Below are 19,691 nucleotides of genomic sequence, written 5' to 3'. Positions count from 1 at the left end.
ACCGAGGCTTACACCGGCGCTCAGCTCCGATGCCTCTACCTGCGTCGAAGCAACACCGAGCACGAGAGCGAACATCGCCGCCGATGCGACCCGTCGGCATTCCGTTCTCATCGGTTACTTCCCCCTTTGTCATCGCCCGGAGAACGTGGCGATGCAACCAATTCTTCTGATGGCAGGATTGGGCGTCAAATGCAACCTAGAGGAGGGCATCCCAATGGACATGGGTCGTACCGTCCAGAGCGTGGGCCACTGCGCAGCTGTCTGCGGTGCCAGTGTTCGGCAGCCTGCTGTCATGTTCGGCAGCCTGCTGTCACTGGCGGTCTGTCCACGTGGCCGTGAGAGCGCTCGGACGGCGGTGCGCCCTGGGCTGCACGACGTCGCCCGCGTGCCAGCACCACAAGCGAGCGCGACTCGCCGCGACGCCCTGGGCGGGCCGCCGCCGCGGACGGCGCGCCTGTCGGTTATCATTGCGGGGCTGAGGGGACCGCCTTCTGGGAGGGTACGCGCCAAGGGCGGGGACCCAGGGCAGCACATGCCGCACGAGCCGCCCGCCGGTGACGCGGAAGTGGACTCGGCCGGGCCATCCCTCGTACGATCGACCCCATGCGCTCGGGGAACATCAGGCGTCGGTTCACCATCTGCGTCGCTGGAGTCGTCGCGCTCTGGAGCGCCATACTCGTTTCATGCGGCAAGAAGGAAGATCAGCCGGGGCGTACCCAGCAGGCCACGACCACGGCGGCTCCGACGCAACTGCCACCGCCACGCGCCCTCACTGAGAAGGAAGAGGTCCGCGCGGTGGCGCAGTTCATGTGGCCACACGCCAGGAAGGTCGACGCGGCAGACTTTCGATGGGCGGGATGCTCCGACCGCACCGTTGGGTTCGACGCATCACGATCTTGCCTGGAAGGGATCTTGAAAGAGGTCGAAGAGCTTCGCTCAAAGATGCCAGCGAAGTTAAAGGTACAGTCTGCATGTGGCATCGAGACCGAAAAGGCACATCGGGACTTCGTTGATGGTCGCGTCGCCTACCTTCGCGACCATCTGGCGTGGATGGACCAGAACGCGGCCACACTGAAGAGAGCCATGTCGAACAAGTCTCTCTCGTCCGCATGGAGTGCGATGTCTGGTAAGGTCAAGGACAGCAGGCCACTGGACGTCGTAAACGAGAAGTACACCAAGGGTCTTCTCATTATCACCCAACTGCCATGCATGCAGAGCCAGCTCGGCTGCCCTTCGCTGGGCTGCAACAGCGGCATCCTCAACAGGATGGCTGGCCTTCCTGACTGAGAGAGCTCGGGGCCACACGCGTACAGGCGGAGGCTACAACCGGCGCCATCGGTAGCGCGCCGGCTGCGCCGCTGGCCCCTACGGCGCCCGTGGGCAAGACGGAGTCGGAGCCCCCGCCGTCCGAGCCACCAGCGACGCAGCCTAGCCGTGGGGCTCGCTTCCGAGCTCAGGTCGGTCGAGGATCTGGTCCGGGCCGCGCTGGCAGAGCCCGCCGTGGCGCCGCCCGTCCCGCAAGCGCTCCCCCCTGCCGACGCTGACCGGGCCCGTCCGGCAACTGCCCGGCGGCCGCGGTTGGCTCCGCCTCGTCGCGGGCGGGTCCGCGTCGTCAGCTCCCTCCGCTCCCCAGCCGCCGGCTGGCCCCGTCGTGGCTCCGTCGGAGCCGGAACCACCTCCTTGTAGATGGCCTCGAAGATCCGCAGAAATCTGACCAAGGCACCGCAGAAATCTGACCGCGGGAAGATGCGCGCGAAATCGCGCGGGTGCTCGACGCCGGGGCAATCCGGGCGCATCGCCTCGGCTCTCCTGCCGCCAACGGCCGCGGTCGCGATCAGAGCAGCTTCATCGCCTGCCGGACCACCTCGCGCAGCTCCTGACGCGTGCGGCCGTTGCGGGCCGCGAGCGACATGCCTTGCAGCGTGACGGCGAGCAGCCGCGCGACACCCTTCTCGTCGAGGGATGCAGGGAGCTCCCCGCTCTTCTTGCCGCGCGCTAGGGCGGCGCGCAGCTGTTGCTCGGAGTGGCGCACCGCTTCGGCGGCGGCCTCGACGACCTCGGGGTGGGTGTGCCCACACTCGGCCGCCGCGAGCTGGAGGAAACAGCCTCGCGGCTCGCCGCGAACGGCACCGAAGGCGGCGTCGAGGTTGTTGAGCAGGTAGCGCTCGACGGCGGCGCGCACCGAAGGGCCCTCGTCCAGCTCGTTCGTGGCCTGAGCGGCAAGCGCGCAATAGCGCTCCAGGACGCGCGCGAAGAGCGCGTCCTTGTCGCCGAACGCGCCGTACAAGCTGGCCCGCGAGAGGCCGGTCGCGTCCACGAGATCCTGCACCGACGTGCCCTCGTAGCCGCGCGCCCAGAAGGTCTCGAGCGCGCGGTCGAGCACATCGCTCTCGGTGAACTCGCGGGGCCGGCCCATGCGGCCTCCATTGTTACAGCTGGGTCGCCCCGCCGTCGACCGGCAGGTCGAGCCCGGTCGTGTAGGTGGCGTCGACGGCGAGGTACAGCACGGCCTTGGCCACCTCTTCGGGCGTGCCGAACCGCCCCATCGGGTTCGCTGCGGCCATGTTCTTGGTGAAGGAGTCGACGACCTCGGCCGGCAGGCCGGAGCGCGAGAGGATCGGCGTCGTGATCGGACCGGGGCTCACGGCGTTGACCCGCACGCCCTCCGGGATCAGCTCCGCCGCGAGCGTGCGCACGATCGAGCGCAGCGCCGCCTTGGAGGCGGAGTACACGGACGTGCTGGGGATACCCTTCACGTCCACCACGGAGGTGTTGAACACGATGCTCCCGCCCTTCTTCACGAGCGGCGTGAGCGCCTGCGCGGCGAAGAACGCGCCCTTCGCGTTGGTCCGGAACGTCGTATCCCACAGGGCCTCGGTCGAGGACGCGACGGGCGCGAACTCGCCGGGAATGCCGGCGTTCAGGAACACGAGGTCCAGCTTGCCGAGCTTGGCCTCCACGTCGCGGGCGAGCGCTTGCAGGGCAGGCAGATCGCCGGTGTCGGAGCGGAGCACGAGGGCCCGCGGCCCGAGCTCCTTCTCGGCCACCTCGAGCCTGTTCGGGTCGCGCCCGGTGACGGCCACGCGCCCGCCCTCCTGCAGCAGGAGGCGCGCGGTGGCGAGGCCGATGCCGGAGCTACCCCCGGTGATGAGGGCGGTTTTGTCGGCGAAACGGGACATGGCGTTCTCCTCGGCGCGCCGCGGTGGCGGCGCTGGTTCTCGGTTTGGTCGTCGTCGGAAGGGCGCAAGTGGACGCACCGTTCCGGAACGAACGTTCTGGAATGATCGTACCATAAACACTCCGCGCTGACGCGCAAGGCGCCTGGGCAGCCCCAGCGTCCACCGCGACGTCGCGCGGACCGTCATCACCAGCTCGTCCATCGATCGTCTCCTGCGGGCTGGGGTCGGTGACCTCGCTCGACGCGAGGACGTCAGCCCGCACGCGCACGGTTGCGCACTGGGCCAACATCTCGGAACTCGTATCCATCACGCGCAGGCGGTGGCGCTCGCGGTAGGCGCGCTGGTGGTCGCGGTGGTCGAGGCGGCCCTCGGGGGAGCGCTGGTACCGCAACCGAGCTGCCCGCAGCGCCCGCCGCCGGGCCTGTTCGGCGCACGCCTCGCCGCAGTAGCGCTGCCCGCGATCGCAGCGACGGCAGACGAAGAAGAGTCGGTGGCAGAAGCCGCAGAAGACGAACCGAAGGCTGTCGCTCACGGATCCATGAGCGACAGCCGAGAAGTTGGCCGGGCCTTCGCCGTTGCGCCGTGCCGCTCGGGGACGCTCCCTACCCCCGTCCCTCGCACCGGTGAACTTGTCGGCTGCCCCTGTCCCGCTTCGACGTCACGATGCGAGGGTCAATTTCCTGCGGATCGCGGTGGCCCTTAACACCTCCTCCATCAGAGCCTCCGCCCGGTCCGCGCAGGATGGTGCAGTTGAACTTGCTCGGCGGCTCTGAGTAATGTCGGCCTGCGGGTGGATCTGCAGCGATCCATATTATGCCGGTGTCGCACGATCTGAGGCTTTTCGATCACAGCCGGCAGAACCACTGGCGGGCGAACGCCTGGGGCTGTGCACGATGCCGCACGTGCAGCAGCGTTGCCCTCCAGCGCGGCCTGACGACCGCGCGTCTGGAGCCGCCGACGGCGCGAGGGTAGCTGCTCCTGCCACATCCGAACCTCCGTTGTTGCGGTGTTTCGGGTTCGGGGCGGAGCCTGAACGAGAGCCCGTGAGGAGGCCCGAAATGGTAATTCTGACGACCCGGTATCTCGTCGCGAGTTACCGGGATCTCGTCAGGTGTGGAAACCGCTCTGGTGACGCGCAGTTAGACGGCTTCGAGGGAGCGCCCGAGGGGCCGATTTGGGGGGGCGCGAAGGGGGTCGATTTGGTAATTTTGCGCGGGGTCGGCTGAGGGGCTCCGGCGAGCCGCCGACCTCCGTTTTGTCGCATACGTATGCAAGGGCGGCACGCGGCGGGCACGACCGCGGGGCGGCGGCCCGAAGGGTGCGGCGTGAGCTCGTCCCGGCGGACGCCGGGCCGGCCTGGACCTGGAGCCGAGCACGCAGCAGGGCGCGAACACGGCGCACGGGGCCGCGGAGCTCGTCCAGGCGGGAGGCTGGCGCAAGGCGGAGCTCGCCCAGGTGGACGCCAGCGCGGCTCGCGGCCGCGGCGCCGGGCGATCTGGCCCCGCTCGATGGCCGGGCCGTCGGATCGCCGGGAGGGCTCACCCCGCACACCGAGCTCACGTGATCGGGTCTCAGCGAACGCCAGTCAGGGCACGGTGGCACGTGAGGACCGGCGTTCTCTTGGTCGCACGCTACATCAGACTTTAATGCCGTCGCCCTCGCCAGGAGCCGACTCTTGTACTGTGCTTTAACGCTCTTTAAAGTTGAACGGAAAATTAAGGCTTCGCTCTGGCAGGTTTGTGGTTCGGTGCTTTTGTAGACGCATGAGCTCGCGTCGCTGGTACGAGCTCGCGTGCGGAGTTGTCCGCGCGCCGAGCCACGTCCTGGAAGAGTGTTTCCAGATGAACAAGCAGACCCGGTGCCACCTGCGCGCGATCGCACGGCTGCACCCCGAGATCGGCAACCTGTGTGATCAGCTTGAAGCGCCCTGGAACGCCGTGCGAAGGATCGCGCACGCGCCGGGGGCGGCGGAGCAGTGGGAGCGCGCGGCGCAGGTGCTCGGTGAGCTCGTGGAGAAGCGCCAGGGGACGGCGCCGCGCCGGTCGAGGCTGGAGGCTGCGCGCCTGGAGGCGCTGAAGCGAATGGGACCGCCGATGGAGGGGGGAGGAAAACTTGAAAGCAGCATGCGAGCCGCGTGGGAGGCGGCGGAGCGCGGGACGCGCGCGGTGCCAAGCCCACGTCCGGGCGATCGGCATGCTCGTCTGCGGTGCAGCGCTGCCCGGCGGGAAGCGCGCCAGTCGAGCACATGAAGCGGCGTCGCGTTGGACTTTCGCCGCTTGCGTCTCCCGTGCGTGCCTATCGTGGCCGCTCGCCGATCCTATTCACGAACGCAACACGGATGGAGGTATGGCATGACACGAGCGGCTCTCGCGCGTGTATCGGCACCGCTTGCTCTTCGTCAGGCTGGTAACGGCACGCGCGCCATCGACAGAGAGAGCCTGGAGACGCCCACCGGCGGATGGTCCAGCCCGAAGATGATCGACCAGTCAGCCATGACGACGGCACCCGCAACGCTCGCGATCCCGCTGGATGGGCTGACGATCACGGCGCCGCAGCCGGAGATGCTCTCGCAGAAGAACGTCGAGGCAGTCACCGGCATCCCGGCGCGCGTCTTCCTCGAGACGATCCGCGCGCCGGGCTTTCCCCTGCCGGTCACGAAGCTCGGCAAGCTGCGTCTGGTCGAGCGCGAGGCGTTCGTGGCGTACCTGCGCGCCCTGGCCGGTGAGCCGGCCTCGCGTCGTACCGCAGAGGTGGATGAGCGCACTCGGGTTGCCGCTGTGCTGGCCTCTGTCGGCCTTGAATCTGTCCCATGCCCGAAAACCGACCGGGCGAGCGCTCCTCCCGCAGGAACACGCCGTGCTAGGCTGCCGCGGAAGTAGAGCGGGCCCGCCCGGCGGTGGAACGCCGGACGGGCCCTTGATCGAGCCCCGCTTTCACCGGAGACCGACCCATGACCGACGTACCCCAGCGACGGGCGCGCGCCAAGCGCTCGCCTTCCTCCCCCGCCTCATCCCTTCCTGCACAGGCATCGACCGACCGGCGTTTGCGTTCGAGCCGGTCTAGCGGGCGCTCCTCACCGGTGGCGGAGCTAGCTGCGCCCGTCGCAGACTCGCCGGGCTCCGCGGGCACGATCGAGCGCCCGAAGCTGCCTGCTCGCGCGCCTGGCAGGCCAGCAGGAGACAAGCGCACCAACGGCTCCGGCTCCGTCCGGCTGCGCGGGAAGAGGTGGACCGCACGTCTTAGCCTCGGCGACGCCGGTCGACCCACGTTCAGCTTGCCGACGTGCCGGACCGAGTACGAAGCCAACGCACGCCTGGAGGTGCTGGCCGACCTCGCCGGGCGCCTGCTCGCAGCCGGCCAGATCGTGCTCGGCATGCCGCTGCTGGAGCAGGCTGCCGCGCGCGAGGGCAATGCGCTCCGTGATGTCCGGCTCGCGATCGACCAGCTGTGCCGGGGCGAAGCGCGTGCCCGCGCAACCGGAGAGACCACCTTCGCGGAGTTCTCCGAGCGAGTTCTGTCCGGACAGCTCGCCGAGCAGTATCCGGATCATGTGAAGGCGATTCGCAGCGCGGATGACTATAGATCGAGACTGGCCCACGTGCTCGAGGTGCTTGGTCCTGTTCCTCTCGCGCGCTTCACACTCGATCATGCCGATCACGCGATGTCATTGCTTCCAGGGCACTTGCAGTCCGGAACGCGTCAAAAGATCGCTCAAATCATCCATCGCATATTAGCGCTCGCGACCTACCCGGCGCGCGTCATCGGTAGCAACCCTCTGCCGCGGGGATGGATCCCCAAAAACGATGATGAGAAGGCAAAGGGCTACCTCTACCCCGACGAGGACCATCGCCTCATGCGGTGCCAGGCGATCCCTCTTTGCTTCCGGATCTACTACGGCTTCCTCGATCGGGAAGGCATGCGAGCCGACGAGGCCGGAAGGCTGGAATGGTCCGATGTCGATCTGGAGCGCGGCGCAGTGGTTCTCGACGAGAACAAGACGGACGATCCCCGCGCGTGGGCCCTCTCGCCCGACGTAGCGCGCGCGCTCCGGAAGTGGCGCGAGCTCTGCCCGGACAATACACGTGTCTTCGTGGGGAAGTGGGGCAACGCCTTGCCGGGGCACAACGGGGCGAAGAACTTCAGAGATCACCTCCGACGCGCAGGAATCGATCGGCCTGAGCTCTTCGAGACCACGGATGCAAGGCTGAATATCCGTTTGCACGACACGCGCGCGACCTTCATCACGGTCAAGCTCGCGGTCGGCCGCGCGGAGACGTGGATCTCCGATCGGACGGGACACAGCTCGAGCGACCAGATCCACAACTACAAGCGTGCTGCGCGCAAGGTCGCGGAGCTCGCCCTGGGCGACTTCGCCCCCTTGGACGAGGCGCTCCCCGAGCTGAGCGGCAAGGGCGGCTCGGCAGCAGGATGTGGTCCGGCGTCCGGCGAACACGGAGCGGGAGCGGCGAGCGACGAGGGCTCCCTCGCCGCCGCGCCCCCCTGCGACGTGGCGACCCGGAGCGACGTTGCCCGCGCCCTCGCGGTGACCATGGACGCACCCGAAGACGGCCGGTTGGGCCCGCGTTGGGCCATGCCGGAAGAGGACCTGGTCGGCCGCAAGCCGGAACCAATCGAAATCGTTGTTGTTTCTTCCGATCGTTCGCCGGCACCAGGGAAGAAGCCCAAGAACGTCCCTGGTGCGAACGAGTGCCCGGGTATAACTTTAACGATTTCGAAAATATCCACTTGAGACTCGGCCCCCTGGGTCGCGCGGGATGGCGCGGCGCGGCCGCGTCAGCGCCGCCGGGCGGCCGGCGGTGCACCGACCCGGCGCCTAGCTCAGGAACGCCTCCTTGGAGACGCTGATCCACATACGCCGGAGGTGCCCACACGTCCCCACCACGAGATTGATGAGCCGCGGCGCCCCGGAGGGCGCACTGCTTCCAGGAAGTCGAGAGGATCCCACGACCGAGCCGGCACTCGCCGGCGAGGCACAGGATGGCAACGGAGGAATCGATGATCCGTACGGCTCGTATCGCGCTGGTGGCTCTCACGCTCGCGCTCCTGCCCGCCTGCGGCGAGGCCACGGCGACGGCCAGCGCGGAGATGGCCCTGAGCGAGGAGCTCGGCGCCGCGGCGCTGGTCGAGGAGCACGACGAGGGGAATGTCGCCTGGCGCATCGACGGCGACGGCCAGGTGAAGGCAGCGATCACCGCCAGCTCCGGTGTGCGCATCAAGGAGGACGTCGGTGGCACGCTCGTCTGGAAGCTGCCGTCCGGAGAGGCGCGGACCATCCCGCTCGCGATCGACGCGAGGACGGGGCTCCTGGTCGCGGAGGGGCCAAAGCTCGAGGCGGATCTGACGGAGATCAGCTACACGCTCACGATCTCGGGCAAGCCGTGGAGCGGCGTGCTGCACGTGCCCGCGGGCGGCACGGCGGAGCTCGTGGCGAGCGCCAGGGTGAGCGCGGAGAGCAGGGTGTCCGAGGTCACGGTGGGCCCCCACGGCGGCTCCGTCCAGGTGGTCGGCGACGATCGGCTCGAGATGGTCGCGAACGAGGCCACGGGAGAGGTGCGCGTCTATGTGCTCGATGCTCACCTCAAGCCGGTCGCCATCGAGGGGCGAACGCTCAAGCTGGGTCTCGTGGCCGAGCGACCCGAGGTGCTGGTCCTCGCGCCGGCTTCTGCTGGATTCTACTTCGTGGGCAAGCTCGCGGCGGTGGTGAACCCGTTCCGACTGACGGTCGCGCTCGGATTCCACGGCACGACGCGCGTGGCGCTCTGGGGCTATCGGCCCGGCGTGCGCGTCATCGCGACGGCCGCGCGAGCGCCGCGGGTCAACATCCTCGTGAAGAGCTTCACTGATGGGCCTGACATCGACCTGCACGCCGGCGCGCGCGCCGACGTGAACGTGAAGGTGCATGACCATGATCGCGGCGGCGACAAGGTCAAGGTCATGATCCATGACAAGGACCATGGCGGCGGCAACAAGGTCAAGGTCATGATCCATGACAAGGACCATGGCGGCGGCGGCACCAAGGTCATGATCCACGACAAGGACCATGGCGGCGGCGGCACCAAGGTCATGATCCATGACAAGGACCATGGCGGCGGCGGTAAGGCGAACGCGCATGGGAGCAGCGGCGGCGCGGCAAAGGCAGGCGGCGCCAAGGGCAAGCGCTGAGCTGCGCCGAGCCCGCAGGCGCCCCAGCTGGGGCTCGACGCCTCCGAGGCATCTGGACTTCCCTCCCCCGATGCTGCCCGAGAAGGATTCGATCGAGGGGATGCTGAACTTCGACATGCTCGGCTCGCCACGCTGCGCACCGGGCTCATCCAGGCCTCGCGCGCTCAGGCGGCCTCAGGTGCCGGGCCTGTCGCGCGCCGCCCGCTCGATCTCCTCGATGACCTCTTCGGGTCGGACATCCTTCTTCAATTCGTCCAGGTTTGCGTCATCTCCGCTGGTGACACCGAGATGACGAGCGATGTCGTCCACGAGGCCGATCAAGCGCGTAACCTCGTGCTCGGCGAGGAGGTTGATCTGGAGATCCAGATCAGCCCGTTTGTCCGCGAGCGCCTGCATCCGGTTCTGGCTGATGAGCACGAAGGTCGACAGGAAGATCGCCTCGACCGACGCGATCATCGCCAGCATCACGAACGGGAATGGGTCGAAGGGCTTGATCCCGGGGACGATGCCCAGGTTCAACAGGATCCAGCCGCCGAACAGGAGAGCGTGGATATAGACGAAAGTCATGCTCCCGGCGAAGCGGGTGATCGTGTCTGCCACCATCTCTCGATGGGTCTTTCCACGTTCCATCTTCTCTCGTACGGCGAGCAGGGTATCTATGTTGCGCCGAACCAGGTTGTTCAGCTCGCTCGCGTTCGCGTGACGTCGATTCCGATCCATCGAGGCCATGCGGGATGCAAGTTTCGCCCCCACGGGACGGCCTGTGCCCTTCGCGGCGTGGCCGTGTCCGCAGGGGATGGCTGGCCGCTGCGCCAGCCCGCAGGGCGTCGGGACCGTGTGGCCCCAACCCGGGCACGATCGCCGGTGCCTGGGCCTGGTGCGCGGCAGCGAGCCCCCGCCCTCAGGGCGTGAACATGCCCGTGTACGTCTGTGCCTGGGCCAGCGTCGCTCCTCGGTACTTGAAAGGCGCCTGTCGCGTGTGCTCGCCCAGGTACGCGGTGATCTGCACGCTGTAGTACCGCCCGCTCTCGAGCACGCCCTCCGGCACCTTGACCGTGGTCGCCGTGGTGTCGACGCTGAGCACGCTGGTGCGCTGGCTCAGCACCGCACCGTCCGCATCCTTGACGTCATCGTAAAGGAAGACGACGACGCGGTATCCGTCCGGCTCGCCCAAATCCGGCGGCTCGAAGGTGATGGTCGGTGTCGCGCCGGCGCCCTCGGTCACCGTGTCCGCCGGCAGGCTCACGCCGTCGATCCGCGGGTCCCGCGGCAAGCCGAGCAGCGGCTCCACCGCCGCGCCGTTCGCGTCCTCGGCGCTCATGACGACCGCAACGAAGCCGCGCAAGCTCTCCTGGACCTCATCGAGGGGATGCATCACCCGCGTGCGGAACGTCACCCTCACGTCGAGCAGCTCCATGCCTCTCTCGGCGTACGGGTTGCCATACTGGTACGTCGCCGCGTGGTCGCCGGGGTGGAACGTCGTCAAGGCAGCATTGCACCCATCCGGGCAGAGCTCGGGGTCGCACGTGTCGTCCGTCGAGAAGCAGGTCGGGTCGACCGGCTCCTGGCCGCTCGTGACCTGCGCCTGGAGCAACGTGGGTGTGCTTCCATAGAGGGGCACGCCGGTGCCGGGCTCCTGGTACACCACCATCGAGGTGACCGTGCTCGAGAGGACGGCCGGCGCGTTCGCCGTCACCTGCGCGATGAACCGCGATATCCGGAGGTCGGCAGCAAAGCTCGACAGCTCGAGCGGCGCAAACGAGCCGCCGAAGGCGATCGCCTGCCCGTCTTGCATGTTCACCTCCCGCGTCGAGAACGATGCTTCCGCCGCCTCGTAGGTGAACGAGGACCAGGGATCGTGCGGGTCCGCCTGCTCCGGCGGCGAGCCGGCCTGGTGCGCGACGAGCTGGGTGACGTGCAGCACATCGCCCCGGGAGCCATCGACCAGCGGCCGCCCGCCGTCGTGCGACGCCGGGAAGACCTTCTGCCGCCAGTTGAACGCCCTGCCCGAACAGACCGTATCCCCGTCGGCGGGCGCGCCTTTCGTCCCCTCCTCCGGGACGAGCGAGGCCATCGCGTCGACATTGAAGCTGTAGAGCTCGATCCTGTCCTGGAGCGGCTGGACCACCGCGCCCTCCGCGTCGCGGCTGAACTGGTGCCAGGGCTTGAGCCCGTCCGCGGTGAGCGCAGCCTCGGTGTCCTGCGTCGCGTTGCTGTTGTCGGGCCGCCCGGAGTACGCGCGGCCGAAATCGACGGTGCGCGCCGTCGCCTGCAGCATCGCGCGGCTCTTCGGCGCGTTCGTGGCGCGCTCGTCCGGCGCGGCGGTCGTCACGATCCAGTACTCGCCCTCGGGCACCGACGGGATCTCCCAGCGCGAGCCGTCGGCCGACAGCGCGCCCGGGAAGGTCCGCACCGCGCCATCCGCGGCGATCACCTGGGCCTCGACGGACTCGTACTCCGACAGGTCCCGGCTCACGGTGATCTCGCCGCCCTCGGTGACGTACCGATCGGTCAGGCCGAGGACCACGCCCTCGAACGACTCTCCGTCATCTCCACATCCCGGCACGGCCGCAAGGATCGTTATCACCAGCACTGAAGAGAGATGAGTCCACGTGCGCATCGTCCCAGTAGACGAAAGCGTGCACAAGCAGCGCAAGTGGAAAATTCCGCCCGATGCGGTTCTCCCTCAGGCGCGCTCGCCGTCAGGCGCGCTCGCCGCGGCCGCTCACGCGGCGACGAGCATCCGTTCCCCGTCGCGCCGCGCCGCCGCCCACGTCTCGTCCCAGGCCGCGTCGGCCTCCGCGCGCGGGAGCCGGCCGAAGGCCTGCACCTCCTTCCGCTCGCCCTCGACCTCGGCGTCGTCCGCCGGCGGGGCCGGCGCCGGCCCCGTCATCGCGTCGCCGACCGCCTCGCGCACCTCGCGCCCGCCCTCGGAGAGGCAGTAGGCGAGCACGCGCCACCCGAGCTCGGCGTGCAGCGCCTCGTCGCGCGCGATCTCGCCGAGCGCCGCGCGCACGCCCGCGTCCTTCGCCCCCGCGAGCGACCGGCGCGCCCGGGCCGCCGCCGTGCCCTCGCCAAGACAGCCGTCGTGCCACGCCTCGAGCGCCATCCGCACGAGCGCCGCCTGGCGGTCCGCGTCGCGCGCCGCCGGAGGCGGGAGAAGCGCTGGCCTGAGGCGCCACCCGGCGAGCGCGCTCGCGATCTCGCTGCACCGCGCCGTGTGGCGGACCTCATCGCCGAGCGCGGCGAGCGCCCGCGATACGAGCGACGCGGGCGCGCCCACCGCCATGAGGTCCCGCGCGAGGGCGACGAACGCCGGGATCGAGCCGCACTCGGCCCGCGCGCTGTCCAGCCACGCCCCCGCGAGCGCCGCCCGGGTCGCGCGATCGAGCCGCGCCGGGCGCGATGCAGCGGGGCCCAGCCCGAGCACCGGCGGGAGCACCACCCCGTCGGCCGTGCGCAGCGGCCGGCCGTCGATGACATGCGACCGCTCTCCGAAGGGCCGATTGGCGCGGAGGCCCATGCCAAACATCCCCTCGGGGACGAACAGCTCGCCCGACAGCGGAATGACCGCGCGCGCCGAAAAATCGACGACCACCGGCTCGAACAGGCTGGCCATCGCGCCGACGTGGAGGCCGTGCTGCGCCGGGAACTCGTCGCTGATGCGGGTGCGGTACGTCCAGCCGAGCTCACCGTCGATGCTGCAGGCGACGGCCTGGTCGGAGTTGCCCGAGGTATCGCCGCCGCCATGGCTGCCTATCGCGAAGCGGCCGGCAGAGAAGTCGAGCCATGTCGCCTGCACGAACGGACCGAATCCCATGCGACCCGAATCGAACACTCCGGCCATGCTGCCCTCCATGAGGAACGTCGCGCGGAGGTCGCCGCCAAGACCGAAGGCGAGCTTCTGGCCGAAGGAGACCGACACGGAGATCCCAACCGACATGGCAAAAGGATCGTCGGCGCGCGCCTGGCCGGGCAGCGAGACGAGGGCGGCAACACCGAGGGCGGCAAGCGTGGGCGGGAGTGCGCGGGAACCCAAAGACATGAAACCTCCGTAAGTTCAAAAGGGGGCCAAGAATCGATCTCGACTCCAAATTTACCAGATGGCGCGAATCGGGACGACCGCGTTGCATGACGGAAAGCGGCTCTGGGGGGCGGGAGCACGCGCCGCGCGCGGTCCGCTCGGAGCTCCATGCCGCCCGACCGACGGCGAGCGAGCTCGTGGCGGAGAAGGCGTCACGCGCAACAGAGCGCGACCTTCTGGGTGGAACATCCCATCCAAGAGCCCGCGAAAAAGATTGACCTCCGATCCCGCGGCGCTGACACATAGTCATCTGGGTGTTGCAAAAAGTTTGCCGAATTGAGAAATTCCCACCGCCAGGCGGATGGGGCACCGGCGCCCTCGGCGGGACCGTGATCCCCCTGTCTCTCGCCTGCTCGACCTCGGGGGTGCGGCTGGCAGCAACGACACGTCGGGCTCGGAGGGCGCAAGGCGGTGGGCTCCATGGCGATCGCGCGCGGCCGTGTCGATCGGGTCATCTCGGCCCCGATCGAACGACCGGTGGTGATCGCGGGGCTCACCTCCTGCGACGACAGCTCGCAGCGCCCCGAGGGCAGGACCTGCCGCGCGCCCTCCCATGCCAGTGAGCCTCGCCGCCCCGCGGCGCGGCTGCCCTCCTGCTTAACACGAGAAAGGAAACGGAGACCATGACACGCACTTATCGCCACTTGCTGCTGCCGCTGACCCTCGCGCTCTTCTCGCACGTGGTCGGCTGCTCCGGTTCAGGCTCGGATGCGGACACCTCGAGCGACGGCTCGACCACCTCCGGCGGCGGCACCACCGCATCCACCTCCGGCGGCGGCACCACCTCGTCCACCTCCGGCGGCGGCACCACCTCATCCACCTCCGGCGGCGACACCACCTCGTCCACCGCGAGCGGCGACACCACCTCATCCACCGCGAGCGGCGATACCTCCTCGTCCACCGCGAGCGGCGATACTTCCTCATCCACCGCGAGCGGCGGGACGACCGAGAGATTCAGCTTCTTCGTGACCAGCCTCGCCGCCATGCGGGAGCTGTCGGGCTCCCAGGACGGCTTCGGGGGCGACCTCCGCTTCGGGGAGACGGGGCCGGGCGCCGGTCTCCGCGGCGCGGACAAGATCTGCGCGACGATCGCCGAGAAGAGCCTCCCGGGCGCAGGGGGCAAGACGTGGCGCGCGTTCCTGAGCGCCACGGCAGGCGAGGACGGGAAGCAGGTCAACGCGATCGACCGGATCGGCGAGGGGCCCTGGTACGACCGGCTCGGCCGGCTGGTCGCGAACGAAAAGGAGGAGCTGCTCAACACGCGTCCCAGCGGGGCCGACGCGGCGATCATGAACGATCTGCCGAACGAGGACGGCGTCCCCAACCACCAGCCCGATCCGAACCAAGCCGCGGTCGACAACCACGACACCCTGACGGGCTCCAACGCCCAGGGGCAGCTCCAGGGCGCCACGGCGACGTGCAAGGACTGGACGGCCAAGACGGGAGACAGGGCCGAGGGTGGACCGCAGCTTGGACACTCGTGGCCGCGGGGCGGCGGCGGCGGCCCGGGCGGGGGCGGGAGCGGGTCCCACTGGATAACGTCTCACAATGCACCGGGGTGCGCGCCGGGGGTCACCATCGTGGACATAGGAGGCCCCCAGCAGGGCTCGAACACCGTCGGCGGCGGCGGCGGCTACGGCGGCATCTACTGCTTCGCCCTGATGCCCTGACGCAGGCGACCCGGCGCGCGCCGCCTCCCGGCCGACGACACCATGAGCCGCCCCGAGCTGCCGGCTGAACGACGAGCTCGTCGAGCTCACCGCGGGGCCGCCGTGCTGGATCGGGCGCTGGCAGCGCCGGCCGTCGTCTCAGGAGGATCGCGGCGCGCGCAGCTCGCCGCCGCGCGCCTCCTCCGCCCGGGCGGGCTCGGTCGCCCAGGTGAAGCCCATCTCCTCGGCCGCCGGGCCGAGCGTGATCCGGATCGGCATGCCGCGCTCGCGCGCGACCTGCGTCGCGCGCGCCACGAGCGCGGCGGCGACGTCCGGCGGATACGGGCCCGCTGCGGCGGAGCCCGCGAGGTGCACGGTCAGCATGAAGTGCGTCGCCTCGACCTCGTCCATCCCGAAGCAGTCGACGAGCAAGCGCTCCACGGCTTCCATCTTGGTCACGTCGTCGTTCCAGAGCACGATCTCGACCAGCTCGCCTGCATGGTTGCTGCGCTCCGGGGCGCGGGGCGGCTCCCGGCTCACCTGGTCGAGGTCGGGACACGCCCTCGTGAGCAGCGCGGCGGCGAAGCAGCGCTCCCCCGCCGACTGCGCCACGACCACCAGATCGATCGGCGACGGGCCCCGCCACGACACCGACCTCGACCAGGCGCGATCCACGATGGCATTCGCGGCCGGCGACAACTCGAGCGTGGCGAGGTCCGTGGGTGCCTCGCGCGGCCCCGCGAGGTGTCGAGTCAGCTCGCGCCGCAGGGACGCGGCGCTCGCGCCGGCCGATGCGACCAGCGTTGCCACCCGGCGATCGCAGAGCGCAGCGAGCACGACATGCTCCGGGAGCAAGACCCGCTGCCCGCGCCGGACGGCTTCGAAGCTCGCCGTGTACATGACCACGGTGCTATCGCCGCGCGGGCGCGCGCGTGAGCGCCGCTTCCGCCGGCGGTGGAGGATGGCGAGCCCGGTCGCCAGCACGAGGAGCAAGAGCCCCACGAGGAGGATGCGCATGTGCCCTGCGCATCCTACGCCGAAAAGAGGGTTGCCTCCAGCGCGCCTCGTGGGGAGTTGGTTTTGTGATCAGTTACAGGGCCCGAGGTCGGCCCACTCGGCCGGGCACCAGGACGTCGGGTTGCTCGGCGGGCAATCCGGGTGCGACCACCAGATCTGCTGGGTCGCCGACCAGAGGTGGCCGCCGTTGGTGACCTGCGTGGAGGGCGTATACACCTGCGCCGACGCCCACGCGGGCACGCCGCTGCAGTTGCTCGTGGGCACGGTCGACGTGCAGGCCTCCCAGGTCGACGGCGACGCGCTGAGGTTCTTGTTCTGGTAGACGTAAGGAGCGGCGTCGTGGAACGACCAGGTGCTCGCGCCCGACATGTTCTGCCAGGCGCCCGCCGTCGTCTTCACCTGCTGGCGAAGCATCTTGATGGGCGCCTGGCAGGAGACCTGCGGCTGGGGATACTGCGGGCCCACGTCGGCGAAATGCTCGATGTCGTGCGCATACATCTCGACGGTGGTGCGCGCGTCCTGGGCGAGGAACTGCCAGCCTGCGCCGTCCTTCATGTCGACATAGAGGCAGAGCTGGGCGCCGGTCACGCTCGCGACGCGCTCGGGCGTGCACCACTCGTACTTGAAGACGACCTGCTGCCCGGGCTGCAGGTTGCCAAGCGAGCCGCCGCAGGTGCCACCCGAGCCCCACTGGGTGTTGCAGCTCGAATGATTCCCCGTGACGCCGTTGTCATCTCCGAAGTAGTAGACGAACCACCCGTCCGGGCTGTGGTAGATGCCAGACTCCAGATTGTAGTACCACTGGCCAACCGCGGTCCAGGCCGTGGACGCGTTCAGGAGCTGGGGGACCTGCCACTCGATGAGCCAGCCACGGGTGTCACCGACGGTGCCCGTGTAGCTGCTCGTCAGATCGTAAGTTCCGCGCTGGCTCGCCACCCCGAGGCTCTCCTCGTCGTCCACGCCGGCATCGGCGGTGCATGCGGCGGCGCCGAGGGCTCCGAGGAGCAACAGCGCCGCGCCAATCCGCGGCAGGACAGCGCGTGACGGACGGAGAGAACAGGCATGCATCGACAGAGTGCTCTTCTCGATCATAAGGATTCTCCTGACAGCAATGTTTTCCCCCGCGGCCCTGAATAGCGCGAGCCGAGGCCGCCCACCGTTAAGTCGTGTTAAGGCGAACGACGTGATTCAGGGGTGAGGCGCTGGGCGCGCAGGAGCGGGTCGCGGCGTAGGTCGATGCGCTGGTGGCGACGTGGAGTACTGCTCAGCCCGCTTCAGCGTCGATGATCTCGATGCGGTTCCCGAACGGATCGTCGGTGTGGAACCGCCGCACGGCGGGCAGCTCGTCGCTCCAGCGCACGGCGTGGCCCGCGGCCAGGAGCGCGGCCGCGATCTCGTCGATGCCCCTCACGGCGAAGCCGGGGTGCGCCTTGCGCGCCGGCTGGAAGTCGCGCTCGACGCCGAGGTGCACCGTGACGCCGCCCGCGCGGAACCAGGCGCCGCCGCGGGACGCGAGCGGCTCGGGCTTGGGGAGCTGCTCCATCCCGAGCACGTCCCGGTAGAACGCCACGGCGCGCGGCTCCTGCCCGGGCGGCATGGCCAGCTGCACGTGATCGATGCACAGGAAGGTGAAGGGCATGCTCCACCCAGGATACATCGACGCGACGCGGGCCGCGAGCGGCGCCCTGCCTGCCCGCGCGACCTCGAAGCGCGTTCACCGGCGCGCCGCCTCCCATTCGGGGCTGCTCAGGAAGTACGTATCGTAGAGCTCCTGCACGTCGCGCAGGGTCTCGGGCGGCTCCTCGCCGCGGGCGATGCGCGTCAGCTTGCGGAAATAGTCGAAGCGCTCGACCCCGGGGGTGATGACGACCAGGAGCTCTGCGCCCTTGCCGCGCGCGGCGGCGAACGCGTGGGCGACCCGCGGAGGGACCACGAGGAGATCGCCCTTCTCGGCCGTCACGACGTCGCTCCCCGAGAGGACCTGCACGGCGCCGTCGAGCACGTAGAACATCTCGGCCGAGCCGTCGTGACGATGAGGCCGCGCGCCGTCCGCGTCCTTCGCGAGCGTCAGGCGCACGGTGGAGAGGGCTCCGCCCGTCGCGCTGCTGTCCGCGAGGAGCTGGATCCGCGCGGCGGGAGAGCCGACGATCTCAGCGTCGGCGCCACGGACGACGACCGACCGATCGAAACAAGGCTGGATGATCGACATGCCGCCCAGTGAAGCACCCGCGGGAGGAGCGCTCACCTGGAAAAGCCTACGGAGCGCGCCCGCAGGCGGGGCGCCGCATGCGCTGCGTTCCGCGCCGCCGGCGGGAGGCGGCGCCTGCTCACGTGAGCGGCAGGGCGCCCCCGGTGTTCAAGACGCCCTCACCGAAGCTCTTGACGTCTTCGAAGCCCATGTAGTGGAAGCAGCTCACGAGCATGTCGGCGAAGGAGCGATCGCCGCGGAAGTCCACCAGCCGCCCGCGCCGGAAGTAGTCGTGAGCCTTGCCTGCGAACACGACCAGGCTGTCCTCGATGCTGTGGCTGTCGCCCTGCCCGAGCTCGTTCCAGTGCACGACGAGCGTATGATCCCAGAGCGTGCCGTCGCCGTCGCTCGTGTTCTTCAAGATCTCGTAGAGCTTCGTGTTCTGCTCCCAGAGGTGCCTGTGGATCTTGCGCACCTTGGCGAACGAGTCGTCGTCGCTGTTGTGCGAGATGTCGTGGTGCCCGTCGCTGAGACCCAGGTTCGAGTAGACGCGGTTGCTGGTGTTGCCGCTCCAGTTGAAATGCACCACGCGCGTCAGATCGCAGGCGAACGCGAGGGCGCTGATCTTGAAGAACAGCTCGCCCATGATCGCGTGGTTCTCGTCGGCGTACGGGTTGAGCCGCTCGCCGAGCGGGGTCTTCACGCACGCGGCCGCGCCGTTGCCGGCCTGGAGCGCGCGCTCGACGTCGCGCATCGCGTCGAGGTGCTGCTGGATCTTGGCGCGGTCCTCGGCGCCGACCCGGGTGAGGAGGGAGTTCCCCTCTTCGCGCACCAGATCGATGGCCGACTGCTTCTTCGCCAGGCGCCTCAGCACCTCTTGCTGCGCGCCCCCGTCGTCGGGCATGGAGGCGAAGATCCGGGCGTAAGCCTCGTACGGGTCGGTCTCCGGCGGGATCGGGTTCTGCTCGCCCGCGGGCCCCGCGTGGGAGTGCGTGTTCCAGATGTCGTTCCACTTGTCCCCGACGCGGTACACGAGGTGCCGGTGAGCGATGCTCTCGTTGGCTTCCAGCACGCGACCGCCGATCTCGTAGTCGGCGCTCGGCCCCTCCACGTAACCGATCGTGCTCTCGGTGCCGCCGATGGGGAACGATCCGGTGCCGGACTTCCACGGAGCGAGCGAGCTGCCGCCCTGCTGGTGGTTGTCGGCCCGCTCGGACTCCGGCAGATCGTAGAAGTGCTTGTGCAGGTTGTTGAGAAAGAGGAGATCCTCGCGGTAAGGCTCGAGCGGGGCGAGGAACTCGCCGAGCTGAAAGCTCGTCTCGCCGCGGGCGTCGAAGCGCCTCTCCGTCTCGTCGCCGTTCGCCTGGAACACGAACATGATACGGCGCGGG

17 protein-coding genes are annotated in these 19,691 nt (G+C 69.2%); 6 read left to right on the top strand and 11 right to left on the bottom strand.

Annotated features, from left to right (window positions below):
* Positions 1-603: 603 nt before the first annotated feature.
* On the top strand, positions 604-1,287 hold the full coding sequence (locus WMF14_RS04260; protein WP_437798907.1) for a hypothetical protein: 684 nt from the start codon (positions 604-606) through the stop codon (positions 1,285-1,287).
* A 547-nt stretch (positions 1,288-1,834) separates the two neighbouring features.
* Here WMF14_RS04260 and WMF14_RS04255 read toward each other — a convergent pair.
* Positions 1,835-2,416, bottom strand: a complete 582-nt coding sequence (locus tag WMF14_RS04255) for a TetR/AcrR family transcriptional regulator (RefSeq protein ID WP_437798905.1) — start codon at positions 2,414-2,416, stop codon at positions 1,835-1,837.
* Between the two features lie 13 nt (positions 2,417-2,429).
* Positions 2,430-3,179 (bottom strand): SDR family oxidoreductase, encoded by a 750-nt coding sequence (locus WMF14_RS04250; protein WP_437798904.1) that lies wholly within the window; start codon positions 3,177-3,179, stop codon positions 2,430-2,432.
* Positions 3,180-5,020: 1,841 nt separating this feature from the next.
* On the opposite strand from WMF14_RS04250, the gene WMF14_RS04245 reads away from it, so the two are divergent.
* From WMF14_RS04245 to WMF14_RS04230, 4 genes are all read left to right on the top strand, one after another.
* Entirely contained in the window at positions 5,021-5,428 is a 408-nt protein-coding gene (locus WMF14_RS04245; protein ID WP_437798903.1) for a hypothetical protein, read from the top strand.
* Between the two features lie 102 nt (positions 5,429-5,530).
* On the top strand, positions 5,531-6,058 hold the full coding sequence (locus tag WMF14_RS04240) for a hypothetical protein (RefSeq protein WP_437798901.1): 528 nt from the start codon (positions 5,531-5,533) through the stop codon (positions 6,056-6,058).
* A 440-nt stretch (positions 6,059-6,498) separates the two neighbouring features.
* Positions 6,499-7,929, top strand: coding sequence for a tyrosine-type recombinase/integrase (locus tag WMF14_RS04235; protein ID WP_437798900.1), 1,431 nt, complete (start codon positions 6,499-6,501; stop codon positions 7,927-7,929).
* A gap of 266 nt (positions 7,930-8,195) precedes the next feature.
* Positions 8,196-9,362: a hypothetical protein gene (locus WMF14_RS04230; RefSeq protein WP_437798899.1), complete on the top strand. Its 1,167-nt coding sequence runs from the start codon at positions 8,196-8,198 to the stop codon at positions 9,360-9,362.
* A gap of 174 nt (positions 9,363-9,536) precedes the next feature.
* Here the strand turns inward: WMF14_RS04230 and WMF14_RS04225 are convergent, their stop codons facing one another.
* From WMF14_RS04225 to WMF14_RS04210, 4 genes are all read right to left on the bottom strand, one after another.
* Positions 9,537-10,091: a DUF1003 domain-containing protein gene (locus tag WMF14_RS04225; protein ID WP_437798898.1), complete on the bottom strand. Its 555-nt coding sequence runs from the start codon at positions 10,089-10,091 to the stop codon at positions 9,537-9,539.
* A 172-nt stretch (positions 10,092-10,263) separates the two neighbouring features.
* The gene (locus WMF14_RS04220; protein ID WP_437798897.1) at positions 10,264-11,928 is read right to left on the bottom strand and encodes a hypothetical protein; all 1,665 of its coding nucleotides are present in this window, start codon (positions 11,926-11,928) and stop codon (positions 10,264-10,266) included.
* 159 nt (positions 11,929-12,087) lie between these two features.
* On the bottom strand, positions 12,088-13,305 hold the full coding sequence (locus WMF14_RS04215) for a hypothetical protein (RefSeq protein WP_437798896.1): 1,218 nt from the start codon (positions 13,303-13,305) through the stop codon (positions 12,088-12,090).
* A 775-nt stretch (positions 13,306-14,080) separates the two neighbouring features.
* Positions 14,081-14,431, bottom strand: a complete 351-nt coding sequence (locus WMF14_RS04210; RefSeq protein ID WP_437798895.1) for a hypothetical protein — start codon at positions 14,429-14,431, stop codon at positions 14,081-14,083.
* On the opposite strand from WMF14_RS04210, the gene WMF14_RS04205 reads away from it, so the two are divergent.
* Positions 14,412-15,116 (top strand): hypothetical protein, encoded by a 705-nt coding sequence (locus WMF14_RS04205; RefSeq protein ID WP_437798894.1) that lies wholly within the window; start codon positions 14,412-14,414, stop codon positions 15,114-15,116. The two genes, WMF14_RS04210 and WMF14_RS04205, sit on opposite strands and share 20 nt — an antisense overlap.
* A 138-nt stretch (positions 15,117-15,254) precedes the next feature.
* On the opposite strand, the gene WMF14_RS04200 is transcribed toward WMF14_RS04205, so the two are convergent.
* From WMF14_RS04200 to WMF14_RS04180, 5 genes are all read right to left on the bottom strand, one after another.
* Entirely contained in the window at positions 15,255-16,112 is an 858-nt protein-coding gene (locus WMF14_RS04200; RefSeq protein ID WP_437798893.1) for an ATP-dependent Clp protease adaptor ClpS, read from the bottom strand.
* Between the two features lie 69 nt (positions 16,113-16,181).
* On the bottom strand, positions 16,182-17,120 hold the full coding sequence (locus WMF14_RS04195) for a hypothetical protein (RefSeq protein ID WP_437798892.1): 939 nt from the start codon (positions 17,118-17,120) through the stop codon (positions 16,182-16,184).
* A 256-nt stretch (positions 17,121-17,376) separates the two neighbouring features.
* Positions 17,377-17,751, bottom strand: coding sequence for a VOC family protein (locus WMF14_RS04190; RefSeq protein WP_437798891.1), 375 nt, complete (start codon positions 17,749-17,751; stop codon positions 17,377-17,379).
* Between the two features lie 75 nt (positions 17,752-17,826).
* The gene (locus WMF14_RS04185; protein ID WP_437804142.1) at positions 17,827-18,321 is read right to left on the bottom strand and encodes a cupin domain-containing protein; all 495 of its coding nucleotides are present in this window, start codon (positions 18,319-18,321) and stop codon (positions 17,827-17,829) included.
* Between the two features lie 118 nt (positions 18,322-18,439).
* The gene (locus WMF14_RS04180) at positions 18,440-19,678 is read right to left on the bottom strand and encodes a DUF1552 domain-containing protein (protein WP_437798890.1); all 1,239 of its coding nucleotides are present in this window, start codon (positions 19,676-19,678) and stop codon (positions 18,440-18,442) included.
* Positions 19,679-19,691: the final 13 nt, after the last annotated feature.

Source organism: Sorangium sp. So ce693 (assembly GCF_051521375.1).
Taxonomy (GTDB): Bacteria; Myxococcota_A; Polyangia; order Polyangiales; family Polyangiaceae; genus Sorangium; species Sorangium atrum.
Note: the sequence above shows the minus strand (reverse complement) of the source record. Positions and strands in the feature narration are given on the sequence as shown.

Excerpts from the sequence above, each read along its gene's own strand:
- WMF14_RS04260 (WP_437798907.1), top strand. The coding sequence starts at position 604 with ATGCGCTCGGGGAACATCAGGCGTCGGTTCACCATCTGCGTCGCTGGA.
- WMF14_RS04255 (WP_437798905.1), bottom strand. The coding sequence starts at position 2,416 with ATGGGCCGGCCCCGCGAGTTCACCGAGAGCGATGTGCTCGACCGCGCG.
- WMF14_RS04250 (WP_437798904.1), bottom strand. The coding sequence starts at position 3,179 with ATGTCCCGTTTCGCCGACAAAACCGCCCTCATCACCGGGGGTAGCTCC.
- WMF14_RS04245 (WP_437798903.1), top strand. The coding sequence starts at position 5,021 with ATGAACAAGCAGACCCGGTGCCACCTGCGCGCGATCGCACGGCTGCAC.
- WMF14_RS04240 (WP_437798901.1), top strand. The coding sequence starts at position 5,531 with ATGACACGAGCGGCTCTCGCGCGTGTATCGGCACCGCTTGCTCTTCGT.
- WMF14_RS04230 (WP_437798899.1), top strand. The coding sequence starts at position 8,196 with ATGATCCGTACGGCTCGTATCGCGCTGGTGGCTCTCACGCTCGCGCTC.
- WMF14_RS04225 (WP_437798898.1), bottom strand. The coding sequence starts at position 10,091 with ATGGCCTCGATGGATCGGAATCGACGTCACGCGAACGCGAGCGAGCTG.
- WMF14_RS04215 (WP_437798896.1), bottom strand. The coding sequence starts at position 13,305 with ATGTCGGTTGGGATCTCCGTGTCGGTCTCCTTCGGCCAGAAGCTCGCC.
- WMF14_RS04210 (WP_437798895.1), bottom strand. The coding sequence starts at position 14,431 with ATGGCGGCGAGGCTGGTCACGAAGAAGCTGAATCTCTCGGTCGTCCCG.
- WMF14_RS04200 (WP_437798893.1), bottom strand. The coding sequence starts at position 16,112 with ATGCGCATCCTCCTCGTGGGGCTCTTGCTCCTCGTGCTGGCGACCGGG.
- WMF14_RS04190 (WP_437798891.1), bottom strand. The coding sequence starts at position 17,751 with ATGCCCTTCACCTTCCTGTGCATCGATCACGTGCAGCTGGCCATGCCG.
- WMF14_RS04185 (WP_437804142.1), bottom strand. The coding sequence starts at position 18,321 with ATGTCGATCATCCAGCCTTGTTTCGATCGGTCGGTCGTCGTCCGTGGC.
- WMF14_RS04180 (WP_437798890.1), bottom strand. The coding sequence starts at position 19,678 with ATGTTCGTGTTCCAGGCGAACGGCGACGAGACGGAGAGGCGCTTCGAC.